The organism is Enterobacter cloacae complex sp. P12RS (assembly GCF_014895875.1).
GTDB classification, from domain to species: domain Bacteria; phylum Pseudomonadota; class Gammaproteobacteria; order Enterobacterales; family Enterobacteriaceae; genus Enterobacter; species Enterobacter bugandensis.
The window spans coordinates 1-21,059 of sequence record NZ_JADBQO010000028.1; the positions used below are offsets into that span (position 1 = coordinate 1).

Below are 21,059 nucleotides of genomic sequence, written 5' to 3' on the forward strand. Positions count from 1 at the left end.
TGCTTGTATAGCAGCATTGGAAATCTCTGTAAACGGAGAGGTGATTTTTTCTTTGATGATTAATTTTATTTCATTGTTACGATATTCTATATTATTTATTTCTACAAATCTGCCGATTATCCACAATGCTTGTGGTGACAAGATAACGTCATTTTTTTCTATGTCATCGATCAAAATATCAATAGCTGATGTATAGTTTTCTTTTCTTAGTGAAAATAAGGCGATGTTATAGAGGTGAAGAGTTTCTTTTTTTATGTCTGAATGAAATATATTAATAATCTTGTGACATTTTTGTGGATTCTTTGCCAGTCGTTCTTCTAACAAGGTAAATATTCCAGAATATTGGTTGTATTTATTGTGAATGGCGGAGAAAAATTTAAACAAAGTATTTACATCTAGTTTTTTAGAGTGTTTTATAAATTGATCAGACAGAGACGTAACTTCATATTGGTTACGTTCAGATGAGAGCAGCATCTGCAAAATATTGATTTTATTTTCATATAAACTGAGAAATATACCAGCGGTTGAACGATCGCCGCGAAAAGTCTTACCCCATATGCAAAAAGCAGTCTGTAGTATGATTTTCTCCGCATCGAAGCAATCACTGTCTATTTCTGAGAAATAATGATGGGCAACATAATGATCTCTGTCTTCATAAGATGAAAAGATTAATTTACCGCCCATTAGACAGTAGCCTTCAGATTTCTCTACGTTTAGAAATGAAAGCTCCTGTTCAGTGAGTTCATACTCCAATTCATCTGAGTTTGACAAAAAAAGCTTATAAGCAATATCTTGAACAATATTATCCTTCATTATCATACCTCCAATAAAGGCAGGGTCATGCCTGTAGGTTTTGACTCTATTCTTTATACCAGAAAAATGGGCTTGACCAGCCTTATCAAATCAATATCTGTGTTTTTTACCGCAAGCATAGTTATGTTTTGTGTGTCGTGGAAGAGGAGAGAGACTTGGTTTAATGAACAGGCTGATACATAGAGAACATGAATCGCCACGGGTTTAACAGACAGCTCAGAGTCATTTAAGATGACTTAAAGAGAGGTGCCCATGAGCGGTAAGCGTTATCCTGAAGAGTTTTAAATTGAAGCAGTCAAACAGGTTGTTGATTGTGGTCATTCTGTTTCCAGTGTTACAACACGTCTCGATATCACCACTCACAGTCTTTACGCCTGGATAAAGAAGTACGGTCCGGATTCTTCCACCCATAATGAACAGTCAGATGCTCAGGCCGAAATCCGCCGTCTTCAGAAAGAGTTGAATCGGGTTACGGACTAACGGGACATATTAAAAAAAGCCGCGGCGTACTTCGCAAAGCTGTCCGACTGAGGTACGCCTTTATCCGCGACAACAGCCGTTGCTGGCCTGTTCGTTTGCTCTGTCGGGTTCTGGATGTCCATCCGAGTGGATTTTATTTCTGGCTTCAGCAGCCACATTCACAGAGTCACCAGACAGACCAGTTGCTGACCGGGCAGATCAAACAGTCCTGGCTTGAGTCTGGCTGCGTCTATGGTTATCGCAAGATCCATCTCGATCTGCGTGATACCGGACAGCAGTAGCAGTGCGGAGTGAACCGGGTCTGGCGGCTGATGAAGCGTGCCGGAATAAAAGCTCAGGTTGGGTACCATAGCCCACGGGCACGTAAAGGCGAAGCCAGCATCGTGACACCCAACAGGCTCCAGCGGCAGTTCAATCCGGACTCACCGGATGAGCGTTGGGTGACGGACATAACCTACATCCGAACCCACGACGGCTGGCTGTATCTGGCCGTGGTGGTTGACCTGTTCTCGCGAAAAGTTATCGGCAGGTCAATGCAACCCCGCATGATAAAAGAGATTGTCCTGAACGCATTACTTATGGCGGTGTGGAGGCGTAATCCTCAAAAGCAGGTACTGGTTCACTCTGATCAGGGCAGTCAGTACACGAGCCATGAGTGGCAGTCGTTCCTGAAATCACACGATCTGGAAGGCAGCATGAGTCGTCGCGGTAACTGCCACGACAACGCGGTTGCGGAAAGCTTTTTCCAGCTACTGAAACGCGAGCGGATTAAGAAAAGGATCTACGGAACGAGAGACGAAGCCAGAAGCGTTATTTTTGATTATATCGAAATGTTTTATAACAGTAAGCGTCGGCATGGTTCGAGCGAGCAGATGCCACCGGCTGAATATGAAAACCTATATTATCAACGGCTCAGAAGTGTCTATATTATCCGTGGCGATTCATGGCCTTATTACAACCGACATTGACGGAACCTATGCCGGAGTGTTTGAAAGAGAGCCTAACGGTGGATGAATTACCACTGTATGTACCTGCTTTTAAAGTGGAAGTGGAGCAGGTGGGGCGCTACTGCCAGGTACTGACACAGTTGATAGTGAGTGGGTCTCTGACGGTGGAAACAGAAAGAGTCATCAGTGATTTACTGTATGAACTGGTGGGATATTACGCCGAAACGTTAAAAGCACCGCGTTGGCTAAGAACAAAAGAAGGAAGTATTGAGCTGTTAGATTAGCCCAAAAGCAAAAACCCGCCTCAAGGGCGGGTTTTCTGAATAGTGGTGCCCGGACTCGGAATCGAACCAAGGACACGGGGATTTTCAATCCCCTGCTCTACCGACTGAGCTATCCGGGCAACGGGGCGCATTAAACCCGATCTGCCCGTTGCCGTCAACGAAAAATGTTGTTTTCGTTACAGACTGCGCAATCTCTCGCCATTTCGCCGCAATCTTAAGCGAAAAAGTGCGTCCAGAGCGCAGAGAGCGGCATGGCGAGCAGTAATGCGGGCAGCATATTCACCACGGCAAACATTTTGATCCCGCAAATACGTAGGCCCGTCGCCAGCAGCAGCAGGCCGCCGACGGCGGTGAAGTCAGCCATCATCGCTGGCGTGGTCAGCGGGAGAATCAAGGAGGCGCAGGTGGCAAGCGCCAGCTGGATTAGCAGCATCGGCACGCAAATCGCCGCAACGGCAACGCCGAGCGTGGTGGCGAAAATGGTGGCGGTGAAGAAATCGAGAAACGCTTTTGCAATCAATATGCTTGGGTCGCCCGTCATCCCTTCCTGCATCGAGCCGAAAATCCCGGTGCCGCTTGCGCAAAACAGAATAATGATGGCGACGTAGTTCTGAATAAACGACTCGTGCGTGCCGTGTTTCGCTTTGCCCGGTCGGGCAATCAGGTTTTTGGCTTTGCCCACCGCGCTATTGATGCCTTTTTCCAGATAGCAAAACTCGCCAATCAGTGCGCCGAGCAGTGTAGCCAGCACCATGACGGGCAGGTTGGCGCATTTGATCACTAGAAGGATGCCGATGCCTAAGGATGCCAGGCCGAATATAGAGGGCATGGATGAACGGATACGCTCCGGCAGCCGCTGACTCAACACTGCGCCCAGTACGCCGCCCAGCAATACGGCTCCGGCGTTAATAAATGGCCCGATAACCACAGTTAACTCCTGTTATTTACTCATTGATATTGCATTATTATGGCACGTCAGGGCTGCGCGAGCCTTAGCTTTGGGTGGTTTCGTGCATACTGATTCCTTCTTGCGCGTGAAAATAAAAAGTGACATGATTGCGCGAATTTTCTCCTCCCTGTCTCACCGCTCGGTGAGGGTATTTGCGCTTATGAAAACCATGAAAATTGCCGTCAGCCATGAGCTGGTATCCAAAGTTTCTACGCACCGTGAAAAGGTGACGCTGGATAACACCGATTTCACCGATGTGGCGGCAGTCGTCATTACCGTTGTTGAAAGCTACAGCGGCATTCTCGCGTTGCTGAAGCGTACGGGCTTTCAGCTACCGGTGTTTATGTTCTCGCAAGAGCCTGGAGAGGTGCCTGATGGTGTCACGGCGATTATCTCGGGTAAAGCTCAGGAGTTTCTGGAACTTGAGAGCGCCGCCTGCCGTTACGAAGAGGAATTGCTGCCGCCTTTTTTCGATACCCTGAGCCAGTATGTAGAGATGGGCAACAGTACCTTCGCCTGTCCGGGCCACCAGCACGGGGCTTTTTTCAAAAAACACCCGGCAGGGCGACAGTTCTATGATTTCTTCGGTGAGAACGTGTTCCGCGCCGACATGTGCAACGCCGACGTTAAGCTGGGCGATCTGCTGATCCATGAAGGCTCCGCCAAGCACGCGCAAAAGTTCGCGGCGAAAGTATTCAACGCGGACAAAACCTACTTTGTGCTGAACGGCACGTCGGCGGCCAACAAGGTGGTGACCAACGCGCTGCTGACCCGCGGCGACCTGGTGCTGTTCGACCGCAACAACCATAAATCTAATCACCACGGCGCACTGATCCAGGCGGGCGCCACGCCGGTGTATCTTGAGGCGGCGCGCAATCCGTTTGGCTTTATCGGCGGGATTGACGAGCACTGCTTTGATGACGCGTATCTGCGGGATCTGATCCGCGAGGCGGCGCCGGAAAAGGCCGACGAGGTCCGCCCGTTCCGCCTGGCGATCATTCAGCTTGGCACCTACGACGGGACGATCTACAACGCCCGCCAGGTGATCGACAAGATCGGCCATCTGTGTGACTACATCCTTTTTGACTCCGCGTGGGTGGGCTACGAGCAGTTTATTCCGATGATGGCGGAAACGTCTCCGCTCTTGCTGGAGCTTAACGAGAACGATCCGGGTATTTTCGTGACCCAGTCGGTGCACAAGCAGCAGGCCGGGTTCTCGCAAACGTCGCAGATCCATAAAAAGGATAACCACATCCGCGGTCAGGCGCGCTTCTGTCCGCACAAGCGGCTGAACAACGCGTTTATGCTGCACGCCTCCACCAGCCCGTTTTATCCGCTGTTTGCGGCGCTGGACGTGAACGCCAAAATTCACGAGGGCGAGAGCGGGCGCAGGCTGTGGGCGGAGTGCGTCGAGCTGGGCATTGAGGCGCGCAAGGCCATCATCGCCAACTGCCATATGATCAAACCATTTATCCCGCCGGTGGTGGCGGGGCGGCCATGGCAGGATCACCCCACGCAGGTCATCGCGAGCGAGCGTCGCTTCTTTAGCTTCGAGCCGGGGGCCAAATGGCACGGATTTGAGGGTTATGCGAGCGAGCAGTATTTCGTCGACCCGTGCAAGCTGCTGCTGACCACGCCGGGCATTGATGCAGAAACAGGTCACTATACCGATTTCGGCATTCCGGCGACCATTCTCGCCCACTACCTGCGCGAAAACGGCATCGTGCCGGAGAAGTGCGACCTCAACTCGATCCTGTTCCTGCTGACGCCTGCCGAAAGCAGCGAGAAGCTGGCGCAGCTGGTGGCGATGCTGGGGCAGTTTGAGCAGCATATTGAAGACGACACGCCGCTCGCCGACGTGCTGCCGACCATCTACCAAAAATACCCGGTGCGTTACCGCGACTACACGATCCGTCAACTGTGCCAGGAGATGCACGATCTCTACGTCAGCTTTAACGTGAAGGATCTACAGAAGGCGATGTTCCGCCAGGAGAGCTTGCCCGCCGTAGTGATGAATCCGCAGGATGCCAACCAGGAGTACATTCGCGGGAACGTGGAGCTGGTGCGTATTCGTGACGCTGAAGGGCGCATTGCCGCCGAAGGTGCGCTGCCGTACCCACCAGGCGTGCTGTGCGTGGTGCCGGGAGAAGTCTGGGGCGGGGCGGTACAGCGTTATTTCCTGGCGCTGGAAGAGGGCATTAATATGCTGCCGGGCTTCTCGCCGGAGTTGCAGGGTGTTTACAGCGAGAAGGATGCGGACGGGATTAAGCGGCTGTATGGGTACGTATTGAATGTCTGAACGTAGGCCCGGTGGCGTAAGCTTACCGGGCCTATAATACTTCCTCAGGCTTCTGCGCGGCGGTACATCCTCCTCGGATGCCCAATCTTCCCGTACAGCATCTCCACCGTCAGAAAACCCACCTCCACGCAGTGTTCCAGATAGCGTCGGGTGGTGGTTTTACTCAGCCCCGTCTCGCTCACCACCTCATCCACCGTAAAGCAGTGCGCCGCCTTGCTGTTAAACAGCGTTTGCACCCGCGCCAGCGTGTTCTCCTCTATTCCCTTGCTGCCGTTGTCCAGACGATAGTTTTTCGCCTGTAACTGATAGAGTGAATCCACGTTCTGCTGGTCGACAATCTTCCAGACCCGCTGCTGTTCGGCAAACTGCACAAAACGCTCCAGCGACTGGCTGAGCCGCTTCCAGGAGACCGGCTTAAGGATATAGTCAAACGCGCCGTTTCGGATGGCCTGGCTACAGGTGTCCATATCGCTGGCGGCGGTGATGAAAATCACCGAGCAGTTGGCGCGGGCCAGCATCGGGTTGCTGATAAGGGTGATGCCTTTGCCGTCCGGCAGGTAGTTATCCAGCAGCATCAGCTTCGGCTGTTTGCTCTCCAGCTGTCGCTGCGCGTCGGCCAATGACGCGGCAATCCCCACCAGCCTCAGGCGCGGATGTTTACCGATAAGCTCCGCGTGCAGCTGTGCCAGTTCGTTCTCGTCTTCAACAATCAGTACGTCGATAAGTTCATGTTGCATAGTCGGTATCTTCCAGTTGCCGGACGGTTCCCGAGGCCGGGATAAACAGTGAGAAAATGGTCCCGTGCGGCATGTTATCGGCAACTTCTATTGTGCCGCCAGCCTGCGTGACGTAGCTTTCGATCAGATACAGGCCAATCCCGTGATCGCCCCGCGTTTTGGTGGTGATGCCGCGTTCAAATATCCGGTCACGGATCGCCGGGGTAATGCCAACGCCCTGGTCGGCTACTTCAATAATCAGCTCCTGCTCGCTGAGCTTTATCAGCACTTCCACTGGCGCATGCGGGAGCGGCGATCGCTGCGTCGCTTCGATGGCGTTATCCAGCAGGTTGCCAATAATCGAAATCAGCTCTTGCTCTCCCAGCGGCAGGAACGGTTTGTCCAGCCGACAGGCCGGGTCGAAACTCAGCTCGACGCCTTTCTCACGCGCGCGGGCGGCTTTTCCCAGCAGCAGCCCGCAAAGTGTCGGGGAACTAAAGCGGGAGGAGATAAAGTCCAGCAGCTCCTGAGCATGCTCCGACTGCGCCTGAATGTAGCGAATGGCCTCTTCATAGCGGCCCATATGCAGCAGGCCGGAGAGGGTGGTCATCCGGTTCAGCTGCTCATGACGCATAATGCGCAGGTTATCGACGTAGCGTTTTACCTGGCTGAGCTGGCTGCTGAGAGAGTCGATCTCGTTGCGATCGCGGAAGGTGATCACCCAGCCCTGCAGCGACCCCTCAAGCATGATGTGTACCCGGCTGGCAATCACCGTGAGATCGTTAAAGCGGCAAATCTCGTCATGGGTGTCTTTCGCCAGCATCGTCTGCGTGTCGAAGAACGGGACCGGATCGATCACCTGGCTTATCAGCTGCCCGCGCAGTTCCCGGGCCGGCTGGCTCAGGCCCAGCAGCTTGCGCGCCGCCTGGTTGATCACCTCTATGCGCCGTTCGTTATCAATGGCGATCACGCCTTCGTAGATGGACTCCATCATCGCCTTTTGCTGGCGCACCAGCAGGCCGATCTCTCGTGGCTCCAGGGAGAAGATCTGCTTCTTAATACTACGGGTAAAAAACCAGGAGAAGACAAAGAGGGCGATCAGCAGCAGCACGGCGGCAATCAGGATATTGACCACTTTACTGACGGTAATGGTGTCCAGGTAGCTGGTGAGATAGCCAACTGAAACAATGCCGACCACCTGCCCGGCGTCGTTGAAAATGGGCGCTTTACTGCGCAGTGAAATGCCCAACCCGCCTTTACGTATGGTTGTCGTGCTTTTCCCCTGCAACACGGCTTCATTGTCGCCGCCGACCAGCGTCGTGCCCACCCTGTCGGCAAAGACGGAGTGAAAAAGATGCCGTCCCGTATTATCGCCAATGACAATAAAGCTGGCGTCGCTGTGCGCGGCCATTTTCTGCATGAAATCATGAATGGCGTTGATATCTTTTTGTTCAACTTCAGTACGCAATGACGGAATAAGCGCAATCTCTTCCGCCTGTATTTTAGCGCGCGCACTCATTTCCTGATAAAGCTGTTTTCCGACATCGGCATAATAATATCCGCCCAGTAGCACAAAAAGCACTGAGAAAAAGGCAACCAGCGAAATAAACAGCTTAATCTGGAAAGAGACTTTCATAACTATCACGCAAAGTAGCGGCAAAGATCGTCAATATATCATCTTTTTTCATGCGGATGTCCGCTTTGCGGGAAACTTGTGATCCCTTGCACAGCAAGGGCTGTAAATGATTTATCCAGAAGGCTTAAGATCTTCATGCTGCTAAGTTAAATGTTATTTGGTCGTTCAATTCAGAAAAGAAACCATAAAAACCACGATAATAAATAAGGCATAAATCACATTAAATAAAAGAAACCATAAAAACCATAGCTGCCATTAAAACTTCGCTTTTAATATGCCATTCCTCACATAAAGTAGGCCTTTGTGACTCTAAGCTGAACGCACAAAATAACTAAGGGGCTTATTATGAGCACAACTGATGATTCTTTCTCTGTTACCCACGACCCGATTGAAATTCAGCGGCCATCCCTCAAGGAGCGGTGGTGGCATATTATGGATACCTGGAAAATCGGGATTATTCCTCTGCCGCTGTTCGTTCTGGCGGGCGCGCTGATCGCGATTGATTGCCTGGGCGGAAAGCTGCCGAGCGATATCGTGGTGATGGTGGCGACGCTGGCCTTCTTCGGCTTTGCCTGCGGTGAGTTCGGCAAACGCCTGCCGATTGTCGGCAAGCTTGGTGCGGCGGCGATTTGCGCCACCTTTATCCCTTCCGCGCTGGTCTATTACGGTCTGCTGCCGGACGTGGTGGTCGAGTCCACCACTAAGTTCTACAAATCCACCAACATTCTCTACCTCTACATCTGCTGCATTATCGTCGGCAGCATCATGAGCATGAACCGCACGGTGCTGATTCAGGGCTTCCTGCGCATCTTCTTCCCGATGCTGTGCGGTGAAATCGTCGGCATGATTGTTGGCATGGGCGTGGGGCTGGCGCTGGGCCTGGAGCCGTTCCAGATCTTCTTCTTTATCATTCTGCCGATCATGGCGGGCGGCGTCGGGGAAGGGGCGATTCCGCTTTCCATTGGCTATGCCACCTTGCTGCATATGGACCAGGGCGTAGCGCTCGGCCGCGTGCTGCCGATGGTCATGCTCGGCGGCCTGACGGCAATCATCATCTCCGGCTGCCTGAACCAGCTCGGTAAACGCTACCCGCACCTGACCGGTGAAGGCCAGCTGATGCCTAACCGCGCCAATGCCGATGCCACCGTCCCTCAGCCTGCGTTTTCCGGTAAAGCGGACGTGACGACTATCGCCTCCGGCGCGCTGCTGGCGGTGCTGCTGTACATGCTGGGCATGCTCGGCCACAAGCTGATTGGCCTGCCTGCGCCCGTTGGCATGCTGTTTATGGCGGTGCTGGTGAAGCTCTGCAACGGCGCTTCTCCGCGCCTGCTGGAGGGCTCGCAGGTGGTGTACAAATTCTTCCAGACCTCCGTGACCTACCCAATCCTGTTCGCCGTTGGCGTGGCCATTACCCCGTGGCACGAGCTGGTCGCGGCGTTCACCGTCAGCAACCTGCTGGTGATTATCAGCACCGTCTCCGCGCTGGTGGCGACCGGGTTCTTCGTCGGTAAAAAGATTGGTATGCACCCGATTGATGTCGCCATCGTCTCCTGCTGTCAGAGCGGACAGGGCGGTACCGGCGACGTGGCGATACTGACCGCAGGCAACCGCATGAGCCTGATGCCGTTCGCCCAGATTGCTACCCGTATCGGCGGGGCGATTAACGTCTCTGTCTCACTGCTGATTCTGGGCAACTTCCTCGTCTAAGTATTCAGGAAAAAACAATGAAACTCGCAAGCTTTTTATACCAGGGAAAACGCAGCTACGGCATCGTTCAGGCCGAGGGCGTGATTGATTTAGGCCGCCGTCTCGGCGACCGCTACGGCGACCTTAAAGCGCTGCTGCAGGGCAACGGGCTGGCGTTGGCCACCCGTTACCTGAACGACGCGGTGGATGTACCGCTGAGCGCCATCACCTTCTTACCGGTGATCGTGCAGCCGGAAAAAATCCTCTGCGTGGGCATGAACTACGCCGACAAGCGCAAGGAGTTTGACCAGCACAACCCGGCTCCGACGCTGTTTGTCCGCTTCCCGGATTCACAGACCGGCCACAACGAGCCGGTGCTGAAGCCGCGCCACTCCAGCGAATTCGACTACGAAGGCGAGCTGGCGGTGATCATCGGTAAGGGTGGGGAGAACATCAGCCGCGATGACGCCCTGCGCCACGTGGCGGGCTACAGCTGCTACATGGACGGCTCCGCCCGCGACTGGCAGCACACCTGGTTCACCGCCGGTAAAAACTGGCGTCAGACCGGGGCGTTTGGCCCCTGGATGGCGACGGCGGATGAGATCCCGGACCCGCACAGCCTGGCGATCCGCACCTGGCTTAACGGCCGCATGGTGCAGGAGGACAACACCAGCAGCATGATCCACAAGGTCGCGGAGCTCATCGAGTACATCAGCACCTTTACCCGCTTAAGCCCGGGCGACGTGATCATCACCGGCTCCCCGGGCGGTGTGGGTAAAAAGCGTAACCCGCCGCTGTTTATGAAAGAGGGGGATCGCATTGAGGTGGAGATCGAGCATATCGGTCATCTAAGCAACGTGATTGTTGAAGCGCCAGCCGTCGGGCTTGCGGCGGCACACTGAGAAAGGCGGCATGAACAGTCAACCCATCGATTTTCGCCAGACGCTGGTGGCGAAACACCCGGAACGCTTAAGCCAGATCCGCTACCTGCTGGCAGACAGCGGCCTTGGCCTGGACAACGACATCACGCTGTTTGTCGAAGCCTGGTCCGGCGCGCAGCTGGTGGGTTGCGCAGGACTTGCAGGCAACGTCATCAAATGCGTGGCGGTCAACGAGCAGCTTCGTGGGGAAAACCTCAGCGCGCGGCTGTTGGCAGAGGTGGAAAATGCGGCGCTGGAGCGCGGCCATTTTCACCTCTTCCTCTGCACCCGTCCGTGCAACCGGGAGCGCTTTGCCCGCAGCGGCTTCTGGCCAATTGCCCAGAGCGGGAACAATGCGGTGCTGATGGAGAACACCCCGCAGGGGATCGCGCGCTACTGCCGTACCTTAAGCCGGATGCGAAAGGACGGGGAGAAAACTGGCGCGATAGTGATGAACGCCAATCCGTTCACCCTCGGCCACCGCCATCTGGTGGAGCAGGCGGCAGGGCAGTGTGACGCCCTGCATCTGTTCGTGGTGCGTGAAGACGCGTCGTTCTTCCCGTTCAGCGCGCGTCTCGAGATGGTGCGCGCGGGCGTGGCGCACCTGCCGAACGTGGTGGTGCATGAGGGCTCGCAGTACATCATCTCTCGCGCCACCTTTCCGGCCTACTTCCTGAAGGAGACCGGCAAAGTGCAGCAGGCGTGGAGCGAGATCGACGTGCTGATCTTCCGGGACTTCATCGCCCCGGCGCTCGGCATCACGCACCGCTTCATCGGCTCGGAGCCTTTTTGCGACATCACCCGCCAGTACAACCAGACGCTGCATGACCTGCTGGCCTCGCATATCGAGGTGGTGGAGATGCCGCGCATCAAGGCCACCGGCAACGCCATTTCGGCGTCCGAAGTGCGCCGTTTACTCAAGACACAGCAGTTTTCCCGGATCCGGGAGATCGTCCCGGACTCCACCTTCGCGCATCTCGAAACACACTATCGTGCGAGTGCGGAAGTCGCATAACTATCAGGAATTTATCATGAATATTGTAAGGGAGGCGCTGGCCGGAACGCAGGAGTCCAGCGACCTGATGGTGAAAATCGCCCCCGCTCACGGCGAGCTGGAGATTGTCATCCACAGTGAAGTGATTAAGCAGTTTGGCGAGCAAATTCGTCAGGTGGTCAACGACACGCTGCGCGCCATGAACGTGCGCCAGGGGCTCATCATTATTGAAGACAAAGGGGCGCTGGACTGTGTTATTCGCGCCCGCCTGCAAAGCGCGCTGATGCGTGCCGCCGATGAACAGGCCATCAACTGGGAGGCGCTGAAATGAGCAAACTCCGCCGCAGTATGCTGTTCCTGCCGGGCGCTAACGCCGCCATGCTTTCCACCGCGTTTATCTACCGCCCCGACTCCATCATGTTTGACCTTGAGGACGCCGTCGCCCTGCGTGAGAAGGACACCGCGCGCATGCTGGTTTTCCACGCGCTACAGCACCCTATGTATCAGGATATCGAAACCGTGGTGCGCATTAACCCGCTCAGCACGCCGTTTGGCCTGCTGGATCTGGAAGCCGCCGTGCGCGCGGGTGTGGACGTGATCCGCCTGCCAAAAACCGACACGCCGGATGATATCTACGAGCTGGAGGGCCATCTTGAGCGCATTGAACGCGAGTGCGGCCGCGAGGTCGGCTCCACCCGCGTGATGGCGGCGATTGAGTCGGCCATTGGCGTCATCAATGCCGTGGCGATTGCCCGCAGCTCCCCGCGCCTCATCGGCATCGCGCTGGCCGCCTTTGACTACGTGATGGACATGCAGACCGAGCGCGGCGACGGCACCGAGCTGTTCTATGCCCGCTGCGCCGTGCTGCACGCCGCTCGCGCCGCGGGCATCGACGCCTTCGATGTGGTGTGGTCAGACGTTAACGACGAGGCCGGGTTCCTTCGCGAGGTCGATCTGATCCGCAAGATGGGCTTTAACGGCAAATCGCTGATTAACCCGCGCCAGATTGACCTGCTGCATAACGCTTATGCACCGACGCAGGAAGAGGTGGATCACGCCAAAAGGGTGATTGAGGCGGCAGAAGAGGGCGAGCGTAACGGCCTGGGCGTGGTGTCGCTCAACGGCAAAATGGTGGATGCACCAATTATTAACCACGCGCAGGTGGTGCTGGAGCGCGCGGCGGCCTCCGGCGTGCGTCGGTAAGGATGACAAAATGAATCAAACAGAACTTCTCCACGTAAACCTCCCCCATCTGCGGGACCTGAAACCCTTTGATACTGCCCACAGCGCGACGCCCTGGCTGGCGGACAGCGACGCGAAGCACAACCGCAAGCTATGTGCCTCCCTTGAAGAAGCCGTAGCGCGCAGCGGCCTGCAGGACGGGATGACCATCTCCTTCCACCATGCCTTTCGCGAAGGTGACCGGGTGATCAACACCGTTGTGGCGCTGCTGGCGCGGATGGGATTTAAAAATTTGACCCTGGCCTCCAGTTCGCTGATGACCTGCAACGACGCGCTGATCGAGCATATTGAAAGCGGCGTCATCACCCGGATTTACACCTCGGGCATGCGCGGCAGGCTGGCGGACGCCATCTCCCACGGGCTGATGGACGAGCCGGTACAGATTCACTCCCACGGTGGGCGCGTGAAGCTGCTCCAGGACGGCGAGCTGAATATCGACGTGGCGTTTCTCGGCGTGCCGTGCAGCGATGCGTTTGGCAACGCTAACGGCACGCACGGTAAATCGTGCTGCGGCTCGCTCGGCTACGCGATGGTGGACGCGCACTTTGCCCGCAAGGTGGTGCTGCTGACCGAAGAGCTGGTGCCGTTCCCGAATATGCCCGCCAGCCTGGTACAGGACCAGGTGGACTACATCGTACAGGTCGAGAGCGTGGGCGACCCGGCGAAAATCAGCGTCGGCGCGGCGCGCGTCACCAGCAACCCGCGCGAGCTGATGATCGCCCGCTATGCGGCGGACGTGATCGAGCATTCCGGCTATTTCAAACCGGGCTTCTCGATGCAGACCGGCTCCGGCGCGGCGGCCACCGCCTGCACCCGCTTTATGGAAGAGAAGATGGAGCGCAGCGGCGTGAAGGCGCGCTTTGCGCTCGGCGGCATCACCGGCAGCCTGGTGGATCTGCACGAGAAGGGGCTTATCGAAAAGCTGCTCGACACCCAGTGCTTTGACGGCCAGGCGGCGGCTTCGCTGGCGCGCAACCCGAACCACGTAGAGATCTCCACCAACGTCTACGCCAACCCCGGCAGCAAGGCGGCAAGCTGCGATCAGCTCGACGTGGTGATCCTCAGCGCCCTGGAAATTGACGTTGATTTCAACGTCAACGTCATCACCGGCTCCGACGGCGTGATGCGCGGCGCGTCCGGCGGGCACTGCGACGTGGCGGCGGCAGCCAACCTGACCATCGTCGTCGCGCCGCTGCTGCGCAGCCGCATTCCGACGGTGGTCAAGCGCGTCACCACGCGCCTCACGCCGGGGGAGAGCATCGACGTGCTGGTCACCGACCACGGCATCGCAGTCAACCCGGCGCGCCCGGAGATCCACGAGCGGCTGCTGGAGGCCGGGCTGAAGGTAGTGGACATTAGCGCGCTCTATGAGCGGGCGATTTCCCTGACCGGCGTACCGAAACCGATTGAATTTACAGACAAAATCGTCGGTGTGATCCGCTACCGCGACGGCAGCGTGATCGACACCGTACGACAGGTGAAGGAGTCAGTATGATTTTAGCGACACCCGTGCGGGCGGGTGTCAGCCTGGAGGAACTGCTGGCGGCGAAAGAGCGTCGCGCAGCCCGTCAGGCTGACATGCTTGAGCACTATAAACAGCCGGTGATCTCCCTCACGCTGGTCACGCCAGGGGAAATCAAGGACAGCCTGCGCTATCGCAACACCATGGGCGTGGCGCTCCAGATGTGCGACCAGCTGCTGTGGGAGAACCGCTGGCAGGTGCTGGACCGCCAGGTGCTGTGGCTGCCCACCGGACCGGAAGCCTTGTGGTGCGTCGCCCATGCGGCGGCTGAAATCAAAGCGCACTGCGCGGAACTGGAGCAGACGCACCCGCTCGGCAGGCTGTGGGATCTGGACGTGATCTGCCCTCAGCACGGCCACGTCGGGCGCCAGTCGCTGGGGGCAAACCTCAGGCGCTGCCTGATCTGCGACGAGCCCGCGCATGCCTGCTCCCGTTCGCGGCGCCATCCCGTTGAGCAGGTAGTTTCCCGCGTGGAGAAGACGATCGATGACTGGTTTGCTCGCGACTAAACCGCGCTCGGTTGACGTGCCCGCGCTTGCCGAAGCGGCGCTGTGGCAGGAGCTGGAGCTGACGCCCAAGCCGGGGCTGGTGGACAAGCTCAACAACGGTTCCCATCGCGATATGGACCACGCGCTGTTTGTCCGTAGCATCGCGGCAATTACGCCGTGGTTTTCGCGCTTTGCCGAGCTGGGCAGCGCGCATGCGGATAAACCCGCTGACGCACAGCTGCGGATTATCCGCCCGATGGGGATGGCCTGCGAGCAGGCGATGTATGCCGCGACGAACGGCGTGAACACGCATAAGGGCGGGATTTTTGCTCTCGGCCTGCTGTGCTTCGCTGCCGGGCGTGTGAAAAATATCTCTGCGGACAGCCTCTGTTGTGAGGTGAGTAACATCTGCAGCGGGCTGGTGTCGCGGGAGCTGGCAGCGCGCAGCGGGCAGGCGACGGCGGGCGAGCGGCAGTTTCAGCAGTACGGCTTAACCGGGGCGCGAGGCGAGGCGGAGAGCGGCTTTGCGACGGTGCGTAAGGCGCTGGGGCAGTGGAACGGACAGTCGCTTCACGGCCTGCTGTTGCGCCTGATGGCGGTCAATCAGGACAGTAATCTCGTGTCGCGCGGCGGCATTCAGGGGCTGCGCTACGTTCAGGGCTATGCGCGGAAACTGCTGGCTAACGGCTGGGATCGCGAGGCGTTGCTTAAGATGGATAAGGCACTGATTGAACGAAACCTGAGTCCGGGCGGCAGCGCGGATTTGCTGTCGGTGGGGTGGGTGCTCTCTGCAATAAAATAGCCGGGTGGCGGCTACGCCTTACCCGGCCTACGGTCTGGTTTTGTAGGCCCGGTAAGCGAAGCGCCACCGGGCACAACAATTAATGCGCAATCGGCTGTGTACCGTGCGCTGTGCGAACGTGCTTGTACTTGAACAGCGCGAGGAACGCGAAGAACAGCACCAGCGAATACGCCGCGAAGATCAGCCACACGGGCTGCCAGTCGGTGATACCGTTGGTGGTGTACATCTCAACCACTTTACCGCTCACCACGCCGCCCAGAATACAGCCGAAGCCGTTAGTCATCATCAGGAACATGCCCTGCGCGCTGGCGCGGATTTCAGGCTTCACCTCTTTTTCCACAAACACCGAACCGGAAATGTTGAAGAAGTCGAAGGCGCAGCCGTAAACAATCATCGACAGCACCAGCAGCACGGTGCCGAACGCGCTCGGGTCGCCGTAGGCGAACAGGCCGAAGCGCAGCATCCACGCGGCGATACTGATCAGCATGACGTTTTTGATGCCGTAGCGGCTCAGGAAGAACGGGATGGTCAGGATGAACAGCGTCTCGGAGATCTGCGAGATGGACATCATCACCGACGCGTGCTCAACGATAAAGCTCCCGGCAAACAGCGGATCGTTATCGAAGCTGTGCAGGAAGGTGTTGCCGAACATGTTGGTGATTTGCAGCTCCGCGCCCAGCAGCATGGAGAAGATAAAGAAGATCGCCATGCGCTTGTTTTTGAACAGCGCGAAGGCATCCAGGCCAAGCATGGTGCTCCAGCTCTGGTTTTTCTGCTGGTTAGATACCGGAATGGTTGGCAGCGTCAGGGTGAACAGCGCCAGCAGTACGGAGAGCGCAGCACCAATATACAGCTGCATGTGGCTCAGCTCGAAGCCCGCGAAGCTCACGCCCCACATCGCCATGATAAAGCCGATGGTGCCCCAGATACGGATTGGCGGGAAGTCGGTGACGATATCCAGGCCGGCAGATTTCAGGCGGTAGTAGGAGATGGAGTTGATCAGCCCAAGCGTTGGCATATACGCCAGCGAGTTAAGCAGGATCACCATAAACATCGCCCCCGGCGTGGTCACTTCGGCCGCCATAAACAGCGTCCCCGCACCCACCAGATGGCAAAGCATATACAGCCATTTCGCACTTAACCATTTATCCGCCACGATACCGAGCAGCGTTGGCATGAAAACAGCCGCAATACCCAGCGAGCTGTAGACGGCACCGATTGACGCACCATCAAACTTGAGCGTCACAAACATATAGGAGCCGAGTGTAGTCAGCCAGCTACCCCACAGGCAGAACTGCAGAAACGACAAGATTTTAAGCTGCAGCTTAAGGTTCATGTTACTTTCCTCACAAGTGAGCGGGAGATATGTTGTTATAGGAACATTCAGGGTTGTTATTTGATGCAATTCTATCAGTTGGCAACGATATGTTTTGTTACCTCCCGCAAAAAAATGCAATCCACATTAATTTGCAGTTTGGATTGTGATGCAAATAACATTTTCGTATGGGTGGAGGATAGGTGCGGCCTGATGCCCTCACCCTGACCCTCTCCCACGGGGAGAGGGGAAGCAGAACACCTTCTCCTTACAGGAGAAGGTGTGTTGATTATCGACGACGATAGTTTTTCTGCGCCGTATTCACCTTATACAGGTACCGGCGGGATTCCGCAGACGGGTGGCGGGTGGTGAGGGTGGAGTAAACATCCCCCGGCGCCATGCTGTTGATGATGTTCGCAGCCTGCACTTTGTCATTCGAGAAGACGCGCAGCACGCTGCCCGCGCCGCCGTTATAGGCGGTGATCACCGCATAGCGACGCGACGTCGGATTATCAATTCCGCCGAGATAGACATTGTTCAGCATCGCCAGATAGGCCGTGCCGGTATCAATATTGCTTTGCGGATCGAACAGATAGCTGCGGCTCGGCGTGCCGGATTTCCCCTGCGAGCGGAAGACGTCTTTACCGGCGCTGTGCTGGACAACCTGCATCAGCCCCAGCGCGTCGGAACGGCTCACCGCGTACGGGTTGAATGAGGATTCGGTCTGCATAATCGCCAGGATCAGCGACTCGTCCACGCCATACTTACGCGATGCCTGACGCACCATGCCCAGATACTTATGCGCACGCTTGTCGAGGTGGTTCGGGACAAGGTTAATGGTAACGCTGTAGATAATCTTCAGGCCGTTAGAGCGGCTCTTCAGGCGCGTCTGCAACAGGTAGTCGGCAAATTTCGTGGCGCGACCTTCCCAGCGGATCGGCTGTCCGGTCTGGTCGACAACCTGACCGTACAGGAACGGCTCTTTCGAAATGGTGATGTCGTCCGCATCGGAGTAGAGATCGATAGATCCCGGATCGTCACCCATCAGCAGGGTTTTGACGATCGCCTGACGCAGCCGTGCCGCAGGGTCGGTGCCTGCGATGGTCTCAATGGTGATCGTACCCTCATCAAAGTTGATGTGGCTACGGGTCAGATAGGCGTCGGTGTACTTAACGTAGTCCTTCGGTCCGGCAATAAGAACTTCGTTAAATCCCCATATGTTCTCGATGTTATGGGCAAACTGCCCCATCAAAATGTCAAAACCGTTGGTGTCCTTGACCCAGGCTTCGTTGTAATCATCGCCTTTTTTGGACGAGCACGAGACCAGCAACGGCGCAACAAGGGCTAGCGCTAAAAGTTTTTTCATCATTCCGGGAGTGCGTGTTGTGTTTGCTTTAACGGCGGGGTTTCACCCGCACGCTGTTATTTTTCCGGCGGCGTATAGCCTTCGATGTGGACGTCTTTGCCCTCGAACAGGAAGCTCACCATCTCCTGCTCCAGCAGCTTGCGGTGCTCCGGGTTCATCATGCTGAGCTTTTTCTCGTTGATCAGCATGGTCTGTTTTTTCTGCCACTGTCCCCAGGCTTCTTTGGAGATCTCGTTATAGATGCGCTTGCCCAGGTCGCCCGGGTAGAGCTGGAAATCCTGGCCTTCAGCGTCGCGCTGCAGGAAAGTACAAAAAATGGTTCTGGCCATACGTATTCCTCTTTGTGTTGCCGATGCTAAACCATTGCACCGGCACGTAATTGCTGTAACAGGCGCTCCACGGGAGCCGCCAGCCCGACTGATGGCGGTTGCGCTAAGTTATACCAGAGAGCGGTGCCTTCATCCATGCAGGAGGTGAATGAGGACACGGGAAGCCACATCGGTACTATATCCAGATGGAAATGGCTGAAGGTGTGGCGAAACGCGGTCAGCTGCGTCAGGGTATCTGCCGCAATGCCGCGCTGTTTAAGCCATTCACGCAGCAAGTCTTCATCTTCAAACTGTGGGAAGCAGTATAGACCACCCCACAGACCGCTCGGCGGACGCTGGGCGAGGAAGACCTCGTCACCGTGCTGCATCAGCAGCATATAGCCGGTGCGCTCCGGCAGCGTCTGTTTAGGTTTCTTACCCGGATACTGCGCCCATGACTGGTTGGCATACGCCACGCAGAGGTTGTTCACCGGGCAGAGCTCGCACTTTGGTTTTGAGCGCGTGCAGACCATCGCGCCGAGATCCATCATCGCCTGGTTAAAACGCTCTACGCCCTTCGCCGGGGTCACCGCTTCAGCGATCTCCCACAGGCGTTTTTCAACGTCTTTCTTACCCGGCCAGCCGTCAACGGCGTAGCAGCGTGCGAGCACGCGCTTCACGTTGCCGTCGAGGATCGGGAAATGCTTGCCTAATGAAAGGGAGAGGATCGCGCCTGCGGTTGAACGTCCGACACCGGGTAAATCGGCCACCTCGTCGAAGGTTTCCGGGAATTTACCGTTGTGGCGGGTGGCGACCTGCTGCGCGGCCTTGTGCAGGTTGCGCGCGCGGGCGTAATAGCCCAGCCCGGTCCACAGGTGCAGCACTTCGTCCAACGGCGCGTTTGCCAGGTCGGTGACCGTCGGGAAGCGTGCCATAAAACGCTCAAAGTAAGGGATCACGGTGGCGACCTGCGTTTGTTGCAACATCACCTCGGAGAGCCATACTTTGTAGGGCGTTTTTTCAATTTGCCAGGGCAGGGTTTTACGCCCGTATTTGTCGTACCAGTCCAGCACCTGGGCTGAAAATTGAGAGGCTTGCATGGTCATCGATTCGCATAATCAGGGACGCAGATTGCAGCACAGCGTCCATCTGCTGTAAACCGGATCTTTCCCATGCTTGCATAGAAGCCTTAACTTTGGATAATGCCCGTTTCCCGAACATTCTCACAAGCAGACAACTCTTTTATGAAAAACGACGTCATTTCACCGGAATTTGATGAAAACGGTCGCCCGCTGCGCCGTATTCGCAGCTTTGTCCGCCGTCAGGGCCGCCTGACCAAAGGGCAGCAACACGCGCTGGACAACTACTGGCCGGTGATGGGCGTTGAGTTCAGCGAGCAGCCGCTCGACTTTACCGAGCTGTTTGGCCGCGACGCGCCCGTCACGCTGGAGATCGGGTTTGGTATGGGCACCTCGCTGGTCACCATGGCGAAAGCGCGCCCGGAGCAGAACTTCCTCGGCATTGAAGTACACTCGCCGGGCGTCGGCGCGTGCCTGGCAACGGCCCACGAAGAGGGCGTTGAGAACCTGCGCGTGATGTGTCACGACGCGGTGGAAGTGCTGCACAAAATGATTCCTGACAATTCTTTGAACATGGTTCAGCTCTTTTTCCCTGACCCATGGCACAAAGCGCGTCATAATAAACGCCGTATCGTTCAGGCACCGTTTGCCGAGCTGGTGAAAAGCAAGCTCAAGCTGGGCGGCGTTTTCCACATGGCGACCGACTGGGAACCTTATGCGGAACACATGCTGGAAGTGATGTCGTCGCTGGACGGGTACAAAAATCAGTCCGAGAGCAACGACTACGTACCGCGTCCGGAATCGCGTCCGGTGACAAAATTTGAACAGCGTGGCCATCGTCTTGGTCACGGCGTATGGGACTTAATGTTCGAGAGGGTGAAATAATGGCAAAGAATCGTAGCCGTCGTCTGCGTAAAAAGATGCACATCGAAGAATTCCAGGAAGTGGGCTTCTCCGTTGCCTGGCGTTTCCCGGAAGGCACCAGCGTTGAGCAGATCGACCAGGACGTTGATGCGTTCATCAACGAGGTGATCGAGCCTAACAAGCTGGCCTTCGACGGTAGCGGCTACCTGGCATGGGAAGGTCTGATCTGCACCCAGGAAGTTGGCAAATGCACCGAAGAACATCAGGCCCTGGTTCGCAAATGGCTTGAAGAGCACAAGCTGGAAGATGTCCGCGTGAGCGAACTTTTCGACGTTTGGTGGGACTAATA

Annotated in this window: 19 protein-coding genes, 1 tRNA gene and 2 pseudogenes; 13 read left to right on the plus strand and 9 right to left on the minus strand. The window is 56.3% G+C overall.

Going from position 1 to position 21,059, the window contains the following annotated elements:
- Positions 1 to 813 (minus strand): annotated as a pseudogene (locus tag IM284_RS15910) (hypothetical protein); the annotation flags it as partial.
- A 285-nt stretch (positions 814 to 1,098) separates the two neighbouring features.
- Here IM284_RS15910 and IM284_RS15915 point away from each other — a divergent pair.
- Positions 1,099 to 2,261: pseudogene (locus IM284_RS15915) on the plus strand (IS3 family transposase).
- The gene (locus IM284_RS15920) at positions 2,237 to 2,524 is read left to right on the plus strand and encodes a hypothetical protein (RefSeq protein WP_047367411.1); all 288 of its coding nucleotides are present in this window, start codon (positions 2,237 to 2,239) and stop codon (positions 2,522 to 2,524) included. The pseudogene IM284_RS15915 and the gene IM284_RS15920 overlap by 25 nt, the downstream one beginning before the upstream one ends.
- Positions 2,525 to 2,567: 43 nt before the next feature.
- Here IM284_RS15920 and IM284_RS15925 read toward each other — a convergent pair.
- Positions 2,568 to 2,643 (minus strand) — tRNA-Phe (locus tag IM284_RS15925).
- A gap of 95 nt (positions 2,644 to 2,738) precedes the next feature.
- On the minus strand, positions 2,739 to 3,452 hold the full coding sequence (locus tag IM284_RS15930; RefSeq protein WP_047367412.1) for a DUF554 domain-containing protein: 714 nt from the start codon (positions 3,450 to 3,452) through the stop codon (positions 2,739 to 2,741).
- A gap of 181 nt (positions 3,453 to 3,633) precedes the next feature.
- Between IM284_RS15930 and IM284_RS15935 the strand changes: the two genes are divergently transcribed.
- Positions 3,634 to 5,772 (plus strand): ornithine decarboxylase, encoded by a 2,139-nt coding sequence (locus IM284_RS15935; protein WP_047367413.1) that lies wholly within the window; start codon positions 3,634 to 3,636, stop codon positions 5,770 to 5,772.
- A gap of 44 nt (positions 5,773 to 5,816) precedes the next feature.
- Here IM284_RS15935 and IM284_RS15940 read toward each other — a convergent pair whose 3' ends face one another.
- Together IM284_RS15940 and IM284_RS15945 are read right to left on the minus strand one after the other, a co-directional pair.
- Positions 5,817 to 6,509, minus strand: a complete 693-nt coding sequence (locus IM284_RS15940) for a response regulator (protein ID WP_047367414.1) — start codon at positions 6,507 to 6,509, stop codon at positions 5,817 to 5,819.
- Entirely contained in the window at positions 6,499 to 8,124 is a 1,626-nt protein-coding gene (locus IM284_RS15945; protein WP_041908310.1) for a sensor histidine kinase, read from the minus strand. Before IM284_RS15945 ends, IM284_RS15940 begins: the two co-directional genes overlap by 11 nt.
- Before the next feature lie 345 nt (positions 8,125 to 8,469).
- On the opposite strand from IM284_RS15945, the gene IM284_RS15950 reads away from it, so the two are divergent.
- From IM284_RS15950 to citG, 8 genes are read left to right on the plus strand one after another with little or no spacing between them, the layout of a single operon-like run.
- Entirely contained in the window at positions 8,470 to 9,831 is a 1,362-nt protein-coding gene (locus tag IM284_RS15950) for a 2-hydroxycarboxylate transporter family protein (protein ID WP_047367415.1), read from the plus strand.
- Between the two features lie 17 nt (positions 9,832 to 9,848).
- Entirely contained in the window at positions 9,849 to 10,712 is an 864-nt protein-coding gene (locus tag IM284_RS15955; protein WP_045630636.1) for a fumarylacetoacetate hydrolase family protein, read from the plus strand.
- Positions 10,713 to 10,722: 10 nt separating this feature from the next.
- Complete coding sequence (gene citC / locus IM284_RS15960) at positions 10,723 to 11,745, plus strand: [citrate (pro-3S)-lyase] ligase (RefSeq protein WP_193055843.1); 1,023 nt, start codon at positions 10,723 to 10,725, stop codon at positions 11,743 to 11,745.
- 16 nt (positions 11,746 to 11,761) lie between these two features.
- On the plus strand, positions 11,762 to 12,055 hold the full coding sequence (gene citD / locus IM284_RS15965; RefSeq protein WP_028014384.1) for a citrate lyase acyl carrier protein: 294 nt from the start codon (positions 11,762 to 11,764) through the stop codon (positions 12,053 to 12,055).
- Positions 12,052 to 12,927 carry a citrate (pro-3S)-lyase subunit beta gene (citE, locus tag IM284_RS15970; RefSeq protein WP_032660024.1) on the plus strand — a complete coding sequence of 292 codons (876 nt, stop codon included), beginning with the start codon at positions 12,052 to 12,054 and terminating at the stop codon, positions 12,925 to 12,927. The genes citD and citE overlap by 4 nt, the downstream gene beginning before the upstream one ends.
- 10 nt (positions 12,928 to 12,937) lie before the next feature.
- The gene (gene citF, locus IM284_RS15975; protein ID WP_193055844.1) at positions 12,938 to 14,461 is read left to right on the plus strand and encodes a citrate lyase subunit alpha; all 1,524 of its coding nucleotides are present in this window, start codon (positions 12,938 to 12,940) and stop codon (positions 14,459 to 14,461) included.
- Positions 14,458 to 14,997, plus strand: a complete 540-nt coding sequence (gene citX, locus IM284_RS15980) for a citrate lyase holo-[acyl-carrier protein] synthase (RefSeq protein WP_041908315.1) — start codon at positions 14,458 to 14,460, stop codon at positions 14,995 to 14,997. Before citF ends, citX begins: the two co-directional genes overlap by 4 nt.
- Positions 14,975 to 15,778, plus strand: a complete 804-nt coding sequence (citG, locus tag IM284_RS15985; RefSeq protein ID WP_047367418.1) for a triphosphoribosyl-dephospho-CoA synthase CitG — start codon at positions 14,975 to 14,977, stop codon at positions 15,776 to 15,778. The genes citX and citG overlap by 23 nt, the downstream gene beginning before the upstream one ends.
- A gap of 79 nt (positions 15,779 to 15,857) precedes the next feature.
- Here citG and IM284_RS15990 read toward each other — a convergent pair whose 3' ends face one another.
- From IM284_RS15990 to mutY, 4 genes are all read right to left on the minus strand, one after another.
- Positions 15,858 to 17,114 carry a nucleoside permease gene (locus IM284_RS15990; RefSeq protein WP_041908317.1) on the minus strand — a complete coding sequence of 419 codons (1,257 nt, stop codon included), beginning with the start codon at positions 17,112 to 17,114 and terminating at the stop codon, positions 15,858 to 15,860.
- A gap of 268 nt (positions 17,115 to 17,382) precedes the next feature.
- Positions 17,383 to 18,459 (minus strand): membrane-bound lytic murein transglycosylase MltC, encoded by a 1,077-nt coding sequence (gene mltC / locus IM284_RS15995; protein WP_045260773.1) that lies wholly within the window; start codon positions 18,457 to 18,459, stop codon positions 17,383 to 17,385.
- A gap of 56 nt (positions 18,460 to 18,515) precedes the next feature.
- Complete coding sequence (locus IM284_RS16000; protein WP_023309138.1) at positions 18,516 to 18,788, minus strand: oxidative damage protection protein; 273 nt, start codon at positions 18,786 to 18,788, stop codon at positions 18,516 to 18,518.
- Positions 18,789 to 18,814: 26 nt separating this feature from the next.
- On the minus strand, positions 18,815 to 19,867 hold the full coding sequence (mutY, locus tag IM284_RS16005; protein ID WP_169804859.1) for an A/G-specific adenine glycosylase: 1,053 nt from the start codon (positions 19,865 to 19,867) through the stop codon (positions 18,815 to 18,817).
- 144 nt (positions 19,868 to 20,011) lie between these two features.
- Here mutY and trmB point away from each other — a divergent pair, with 144 nt between their 5' ends.
- Positions 20,012 to 20,731 carry a tRNA (guanosine(46)-N7)-methyltransferase TrmB gene (gene trmB / locus IM284_RS16010; protein WP_028014376.1) on the plus strand — a complete coding sequence of 240 codons (720 nt, stop codon included), beginning with the start codon at positions 20,012 to 20,014 and terminating at the stop codon, positions 20,729 to 20,731.
- Entirely contained in the window at positions 20,731 to 21,057 is a 327-nt protein-coding gene (locus tag IM284_RS16015) for a YggL family protein (RefSeq protein ID WP_028014375.1), read from the plus strand. Before trmB ends, IM284_RS16015 begins: the two co-directional genes overlap by 1 nt.
- The last annotated feature ends 2 nt before the right edge of the window (positions 21,058 to 21,059 follow it).

Excerpts from the sequence above, each read along its gene's own strand:
- mltC (WP_045260773.1), bottom strand. The coding sequence starts at position 18,459 with ATGAAAAAACTTTTAGCGCTAGCCCTTGTTGCGCCGTTGCTGGTCTCG.
- IM284_RS15920 (WP_047367411.1), top strand. The coding sequence starts at position 2,237 with ATGGCCTTATTACAACCGACATTGACGGAACCTATGCCGGAGTGTTTG.
- IM284_RS15955 (WP_045630636.1), top strand. The coding sequence starts at position 9,849 with ATGAAACTCGCAAGCTTTTTATACCAGGGAAAACGCAGCTACGGCATC.
- IM284_RS15940 (WP_047367414.1), bottom strand. The coding sequence starts at position 6,509 with ATGCAACATGAACTTATCGACGTACTGATTGTTGAAGACGAGAACGAA.
- IM284_RS16015 (WP_028014375.1), top strand. The coding sequence starts at position 20,731 with ATGGCAAAGAATCGTAGCCGTCGTCTGCGTAAAAAGATGCACATCGAA.
- citC (WP_193055843.1), top strand. The coding sequence starts at position 10,723 with ATGAACAGTCAACCCATCGATTTTCGCCAGACGCTGGTGGCGAAACAC.
- IM284_RS15945 (WP_041908310.1), bottom strand. The coding sequence starts at position 8,124 with ATGAAAGTCTCTTTCCAGATTAAGCTGTTTATTTCGCTGGTTGCCTTT.
- IM284_RS15935 (WP_047367413.1), top strand. The coding sequence starts at position 3,634 with ATGAAAACCATGAAAATTGCCGTCAGCCATGAGCTGGTATCCAAAGTT.
- citF (WP_193055844.1), top strand. The coding sequence starts at position 12,938 with ATGAATCAAACAGAACTTCTCCACGTAAACCTCCCCCATCTGCGGGAC.
- citX (WP_041908315.1), top strand. The coding sequence starts at position 14,458 with ATGATTTTAGCGACACCCGTGCGGGCGGGTGTCAGCCTGGAGGAACTG.
- citE (WP_032660024.1), top strand. The coding sequence starts at position 12,052 with ATGAGCAAACTCCGCCGCAGTATGCTGTTCCTGCCGGGCGCTAACGCC.
- citG (WP_047367418.1), top strand. The coding sequence starts at position 14,975 with ATGACTGGTTTGCTCGCGACTAAACCGCGCTCGGTTGACGTGCCCGCG.
- IM284_RS15990 (WP_041908317.1), bottom strand. The coding sequence starts at position 17,114 with ATGAACCTTAAGCTGCAGCTTAAAATCTTGTCGTTTCTGCAGTTCTGC.
- trmB (WP_028014376.1), top strand. The coding sequence starts at position 20,012 with ATGAAAAACGACGTCATTTCACCGGAATTTGATGAAAACGGTCGCCCG.
- citD (WP_028014384.1), top strand. The coding sequence starts at position 11,762 with ATGAATATTGTAAGGGAGGCGCTGGCCGGAACGCAGGAGTCCAGCGAC.
- IM284_RS16000 (WP_023309138.1), bottom strand. The coding sequence starts at position 18,788 with ATGGCCAGAACCATTTTTTGTACTTTCCTGCAGCGCGACGCTGAAGGC.
- mutY (WP_169804859.1), bottom strand. The coding sequence starts at position 19,867 with ATGCAAGCCTCTCAATTTTCAGCCCAGGTGCTGGACTGGTACGACAAA.
- IM284_RS15950 (WP_047367415.1), top strand. The coding sequence starts at position 8,470 with ATGAGCACAACTGATGATTCTTTCTCTGTTACCCACGACCCGATTGAA.